This is a genomic window from Paenibacillus sambharensis, from assembly GCF_003233845.1.
Taxonomy (GTDB): Bacteria; Bacillota; Bacilli; order Paenibacillales; family Paenibacillaceae; genus Paenibacillus_I; species Paenibacillus_I sambharensis.
In genome coordinates, this window is sequence record NZ_QKRB01000062.1 from 52,600 (window position 1) to 58,931 (window position 6,332).

A 6,332-nucleotide genomic window follows, 5' to 3' on the forward strand; every position below is an offset into this window, starting at 1 on the left:
ATCCCATCCTAACTGTCAGTTATTGTCTCTCTATCCCAAGCCATCCTGCCTGATTACTTGATCGAGCCCTGCATAACACCGCGGATAATATACTTCTGTGCGAACAGGTAGACCACGATGACCGGCAAAATCGTCAGGACAAGCCCGGCCATAAGCGGCCCGTAATCAACGGAATAGGTTCCGTAAAAGTTATAGGTCGACAGCGGCAGCGTCCGCTGCGCGGGCCCGGTAAGAATGAGCGATGGCAGCAGGAAGTCGTTCCATACCCACAGCACGTTCAGGATCGATATCGTAGCCGTCGTCGGCGCAAGCACTGGGAATACGATCCGGAAGAAGGTCTGCCTGCGCGTACAGCCGTCGATCAGCGCCGCTTCCTCCAGCTCCGCCGGCACACTCTTCACGAAGCCGTGATAGATAAAGACTGCCAGCGAGCTGCCGAAGCCGAGGTACATGTAGATCAGCGACAGCTTACTATTCAGCATGCCCAGCGAGCCGTAAACTTTTACCAATGGAATCATGATCGCCTGGAATGGAATAATCATCGACGCCACCATGAGCAGGAAGGTGTATTGATTAAATTTCGTATTATTGCGGACAAAATAATGCGCCGTCATAGCTGCGCAGAGCGCAATGATGAGCACGCTTGCCACCGTTACGATCAGCGAGTTCGTGAACGCGGCGATATAATTCATTTTATCAAAAGCATTCGTATAATTCGCCAGATCCAGACGGCCCGGAAGCGAGAGTGGATTGGCGGTTATGTCCTGATTGGCCTTGAATGAGTTCAACAGCAGAAGGATGAACGGCACGATAAACAGGAACAGCGTCACGGCCAGCACGACATACTTGAGCCATGCGGCAGACGAAGAACGGGAACCGACCATTATGCCTCCACCTCCAGCTTCTTGCTGAAATACACCTGGATCAGGGTGATGGCTGCCACCAGCACGAACAGTACAAGCGCCTCCGCCTGCCCCACGCCGTAATCCCGGGAGAGAAACGCCTTGCCGTATACGTGCATGGATACCATCTCCGTTGATTTGAACGGTCCGCCCTTGGTCAGCGCCAGATTCACGTCATAGACCATGAAGGTCCGCTGCAGCGACAGGAAGATGCAGACGATGAAGGACGGCACCATCAGGGGCAGTACCATCCGACGCAGCTTGGTCCAGCCGTTCGCGCCGTCAATGCTTGCTGCCTCCAGAATGTCGTTCGGCACGCCCATCAGGCCGGCCACATAGATAACCATCATATAACCGGCATACTGCCAGACGGTTACAATGACAAGCGACCAGAAGGCCTTGTCAGGGTCAGCCAGCCAGGAAGCGCTGAAGATCGGAATGCCGGCCTGCTGGCCGAAGTAGACAAGCACATTGCTGAATATAAACTGCCAGATGAAGCCGAGGACAATGCCCCCTACCAGATTCGGCAGGAAGAAGCCTGCACGGAAGATGCTCTGTCCCTTCAGCCCCTTGGTCAGGACGTATGCAAGCGCGAAGGCTACCGCATTAATAAGAACAACCGAGAAGAATACGTACTGCAGGGTAAGTCCAAATGATTTCCAAAATACCGCATCGCGGAACACTTCTCCATAATTCTGAAATCCGACGTAGGATTGCGTCGTCGATATGCCGTCCCAGTTCGTGAACGTCAGGTATATGCCGTACAGGAACGGAACGATCATAACCGTAACGAATGCGAACAGGGTCGGCCCGGTGAAGAGCAGCCTTGTCAGCAGGCGGTTCCATCCTTTTTCCTTAATCATCCTAATCCCTCTCTATCTGTGAGAATCCTGTGCAAGGCAGGCCGGTCCCAAAGAAGCAAGAATGGATAAGACACAAGCGGTCCTATCCATCCGTTGCTTTCAGTGCCTCTACCTGCTCCTGGCCTGTGCCTGTGCAGCAGCTGTGTTTATTTCACATTCTTCCAGTAGTTCTCGATTTCCGTGATCAGCCCGGCACGGTCTCCCGCCTTGGCGAGATACTTCTGCATGGAGGAGCCCAGCTGTGCCCAGTGATCCGCAGGCAGCGTGCTCATGGACTGCTGCGTCTTGCCCGCTGCAATATGCTCCTGAATCGACTTACCAAGCGGATCGGCCGCCGGAATCGTAATATTGCTGAACGCCGGAATAATATTGGCCTTGTTCACCAGGTAATCCTGGCCCTGCTCGTCGTAGACCAGCCATTCAAGGAATTTCTTCGCAGCTGCCTGCTGCTCTGGTGAGCTGAATTCCTTGTCAATCACCAGGCGCTTGGAAACCGCCGAGGAAATCTCCGAGTTGCCGAAGTCTTCCGGATTGTTGCTGATCGGCACCGGCAGGAAGCCGTACTGGCCGTCTGCAGTGTCAAAGCTGCTGATCTGCGGCCATGCCCAGTTGCCCATGAACCAGATGCCGACCTCTCCCTTGCCAAGCAGCTCAGGACCACGCTCGTATGTGCCGGCAAGCGGCGAAGCGCTGTCAATGTTATGAGCCATCATCAGATCGAAGGTGTCCATCAGGCCGTTGAAAGGCGCATTGTTCGCCAGATCAACCTCTCCTGCCCGAAGCGATGCTATGAACTGGTCCACCTCAGCCAGATCCTTGCTCTGCGTTGCGTAAGCGAGCGGCAGGTAGTGGGCGCCAAGCGACCAGTCCATCGGCGAGATGACAAGCGCCTTCTTGCCGGTTGCTTCGATCTGCTTGAACAGATTTTCCAGATCATCACGCGTCCGGATCGTCGAAGGGTCAAAGTCGCCGCCAACCGCCTCGTCCAGCACCTTCTTGTTATAAATAAAGCCGTAGCCTTCAATGGCCAGCGGGAAGGCATAGTTCTTGCCGTCAAAGGTCGTATGCTCGGTTGCATTCGGTACCGTATCTGCCATCCACTTCTCGCCGCTCAAGTCCAGCACACGGTCCTTGAACTTCTCTACATCGCCCGTATCCAGCATCGTAATGGTTGCCGGGTTGCCTGATGCATACAGCGTTGAAGCACGCTCGAATGGGGATTGCCCAGCCGGTACAAGCGATACCTCGACCGTGATGTCCGGGTTGCTTGCCGAGAATGCCTTGGCCGCTTCCTCCAGCGGCTGCTGGATCTCGCCCTTGGAATTGAGCAGTGTAACCTTGACGCCATCGCCGCCAGAGGAGCTGCCGCCTGCCTCCTGCCCGTTGTTCGCCGCGTTGCCGCAAGCGCTGAGAACCATAATGACCAGCAGTGAAACAATAAGGATGGAAGTGCGTGAACGTCTCTTCATATTCCTGTGCCCCCAGTATGTGAGTGAATTTAACCGCTTACAAGGACATTGTATGTCAAACGTTTATCATATGTCAACCCTTTGACATGTCATTCGTTTGACATAGGGGTTTGGGGACTGTTTTTTTCGTCCGTCCTGTACCCTATTATTCGGTGTTTGGCTGGCGTAGTACACGTGTGTTCACAGTGCAATCGAGCGGCTGTGGCAGCCTAGCCCACGCAAAAAAGACCGCTGGCCATCCAAGGATGATGACCAGCAGCCCTATTCGATTATCTTCGAGAGCCGAAGGGCGGGAGGGCGGCAGACTTCACCGCTTACCTGCCCTGCTGTTTTCAGCTATTGGTTCAGGTTGTCGCACGCTCGATCAGTTCAACCGGCAGCGTATTGTCCACCTCGTACGGCTCGCCATCGAGCTGCCGGCGGATCAGCTCGACTGCCAGACGTCCAATCTCGGCAATCGGCTGCTGCACGGTCGTAATGGCTGGTGTCAGCCAGGCGGCGGCGCTTACATCATCGTACCCGATAATCCGCATTTCATCCGGTACGCGGCGACCGATCTTCACGCATCCCTTCACCGCAAATGCGGCAATAATGTCGCTTGTTGCGAAGATGCCGTCCACATCCGGATGCTGGTCGAGCAGCTCCTGAATGATCCGCGCATACTGCTCCTGATCGAACACATTCATATCCGTCTGAATGGTCATATGCTCGATGCCGTGCTTGTCCGCTGTGTCCCGGAAGCCTTCGCTTCTGCTGTTCGCCAATAGATCCAGCTCCAGGTTCCCGCAGATATGCGCCAGCTTCCGGCAGCCCTTCCTGATCAGCAGCTCGGTTGCGAGCACGCCTCCTCGGTAATTATCGGAAGAGATGAAGGGAATCTTCTCCCCGATCCGGCGGTCTATCGTCACAATCGGCGACCGGAGACTGACATACTCCTCCACCTCAAGCGTATGGCTGCCCATAATAATGCCATCCACCCGGTTGCGCTTCAGCATCTCGATATAATCCCGCTCCTTGGCCGGGTCCAGCTGGGAGTTGCAGAGCAGAACCTTGCAGCCATTCTCATACGCATAGTACTCCACCTGGCTTGCGAGCTCGCTGAAGAATGGATGCGATACATTCGGAATAATGAGCCCAATGATATTGGACTGCTTGCGCAGCAGAGACCGGGCGATCTCATTGGGCTGATAATTAAGCGCATCCATCGTTTCGAACACTTTCTTCCTCGTCGCTTCGCTTATGTATCCTCTGTTATTCAGCACACGCGACACGGTCGTAACCGACACGCCCGCCTGCTGTGCCACATCATGAATCGTTGCCATATTACCATCTCTCGCCTGTATAGGATTTGCTTCAAACTATACCGGAACACGGTGCCGGGCACAAGCCTTGATGGGCACTACCAAAAGGACAGCTATCCCATAGTCACCTGCACAAGCACAGCCTTTATAGCAGGAGTACACTATACAATCAGGCCTAAAGAGGTGTAGAGACTTGCCTAATTACAAAGTGTTTAACGAATTTACCGATCCTCTGGCCATTGTGGACCCTCCTCTGCAGGCATCGCAAGACGGTGCATTCTTCACTGTATCCACTGGCCCGGTATCGGTTGCCGCTAACGGGTTTCTGGCCTTGCAGCTTATCGTGCCAGCCAACGTCAGCAGGACAGTTTATATTGCCAGGTTTCTAGGCGGCTCCTCTGTCAATACGACCATCGACTTTTTCTTTAATGCCACATTCGCAGCAACAGGTACCACGCTGGCTGTTGTAAACGGCAATGCCGGAATCAGCCGCGCAAGCAACACAAGCTCCAGGTTTATTACCCAGACAACTGATCCCACAACAGGAGGAGCGCGGCTAAACTCTATTATTCAGCCCGGCGGACCACTAGTCGTCGAGCTTGACGGCCGTTTCATCGTACCAAGCGGTCCCGCAGCACGCACCTTTTACGTTAGAATGGCGAATAACACGAACCAGACCAACCTGCTGGCTGCGAACATCAGCTTCTGGGAAGCACCCTCCAGCGGCACCAGTTAGCCGGCCCTCTGACCTAACGGGAAAGGAGTGACAGCCGTGGTTACGTTCAAGCTTACATTGCAGCGGGAGTGTCAGGATATCCCACCAAGCCTGCTCAAAGGGGCACACTGCCGGTTTACGGACAGCAGGCCCAAGTGCCTCAGGAACAATAAAAAGACAGTATCCGGAAACCGCCATGCCAAGCGCTCAGGAAGCGGAAAGGGCAGCGGCTCAAGCCGCAACCCCGCTGCAACCCGTCGCAAGAGAGCAAGATGCCGCTGCTCTAGAGGCAATATGCAGATATGCAGGCTGATTCCCGGCAAGGAAGACATCATCTTCAGTCTCCGCCCTTTGAAGGCGCCAGATACCCCTCCGGTCATTGTCAGCCGCTGTGCTGAGCAGCAGTTCCTGAATATACCGGTGTCGGGCACTCTTCCGCTTCCTGCACTGGACAGCGCAGATTTGTCCACTATCTCTTATGCCGTTATCAACCGGGGCAGTGTTCCGGTCAGCATCTTGCTTGAGATCAGTCCCAATAATCAGGATTATATGGTCGATACCCGCTCCGCTGTCGAACCAGGCAGCATGAATGTTATTGTGCCCAGCCGCTATCTCAGATGGACACGGCTAACCTTGTCAACCGCGAATGAGACCTCGACTGAGCTGGATGTCTACTGTCAGACACAGATGATTGATCAAAGGAGATGAATAACCATGCCGAACTACTCGGTATTTCAAATGGATCCAACAAATCTGCGCGCATTAATATTCGGCGCCGATGACACCGGCACAGCCCAGTTGCTGTCAACCGATACGGATGGCAACCTGTCGACCATCGTACTCGGAGCCACCATTACAGGCGGTACTGTGGACAGCGTGCTTGGCGCGACTGTAACCGGCGGCACGCTGGACGCTGTACTTGGAGCGACCATTACAGGCGGTACATTGACTTCCGTAGGTACCGTTACCGACATTCTGGGCGGTACAATTGATGCCGTGCTCGGCGCGACGGTGTCCGGCGGTACGATTGACGCTGTACTGGGCACAACGATCACAGCTGGTACGCTAACCTCTGCAGGTAC

At 54.5% G+C, this 6,332-nt stretch carries 6 protein-coding genes and 1 pseudogene; 3 read left to right on the top strand and 4 right to left on the bottom strand.

Going from position 1 to position 6,332, the window contains the following annotated elements:
- Positions 1-53: 53 nt before the first annotated feature.
- The 4 genes from DNH61_RS25620 to DNH61_RS25635 all read right to left on the bottom strand — a co-directional run bounded on the left by DNH61_RS25620 (position 54) and on the right by DNH61_RS25635 (position 4,556).
- Entirely contained in the window at positions 54-884 is an 831-nt protein-coding gene (locus tag DNH61_RS25620; RefSeq protein ID WP_111149805.1) for a carbohydrate ABC transporter permease, read from the bottom strand.
- Complete coding sequence (locus DNH61_RS25625; protein WP_111149806.1) at positions 884-1,765, bottom strand: carbohydrate ABC transporter permease; 882 nt, start codon at positions 1,763-1,765, stop codon at positions 884-886. The genes DNH61_RS25620 and DNH61_RS25625 overlap by 1 nt, the downstream gene beginning before the upstream one ends.
- A 146-nt stretch (positions 1,766-1,911) precedes the next feature.
- Complete coding sequence (locus DNH61_RS25630; RefSeq protein WP_111149807.1) at positions 1,912-3,234, bottom strand: ABC transporter substrate-binding protein; 1,323 nt, start codon at positions 3,232-3,234, stop codon at positions 1,912-1,914.
- Positions 3,235-3,578: 344 nt separating this feature from the next.
- Complete coding sequence (locus DNH61_RS25635) at positions 3,579-4,556, bottom strand: LacI family DNA-binding transcriptional regulator (protein WP_111149808.1); 978 nt, start codon at positions 4,554-4,556, stop codon at positions 3,579-3,581.
- Positions 4,557-4,728: 172 nt separating this feature from the next.
- On the opposite strand from DNH61_RS25635, the gene DNH61_RS25640 reads away from it, so the two are divergent.
- The 3 genes and pseudogenes from DNH61_RS25640 to DNH61_RS25650 form a co-directional block, all read left to right on the top strand.
- A complete protein-coding gene (locus DNH61_RS25640; protein WP_111149809.1) occupies positions 4,729-5,271 on the top strand; it encodes a DUF6143 family protein in 543 nt (180 codons plus the stop codon).
- A 36-nt stretch (positions 5,272-5,307) separates the two neighbouring features.
- Positions 5,308-5,958, top strand: a complete 651-nt coding sequence (locus DNH61_RS25645; protein WP_111149810.1) for a DUF6385 domain-containing protein — start codon at positions 5,308-5,310, stop codon at positions 5,956-5,958.
- A 6-nt stretch (positions 5,959-5,964) separates the two neighbouring features.
- Positions 5,965-6,332: pseudogene (locus tag DNH61_RS25650) on the top strand (DUF6385 domain-containing protein); the annotation flags it as partial.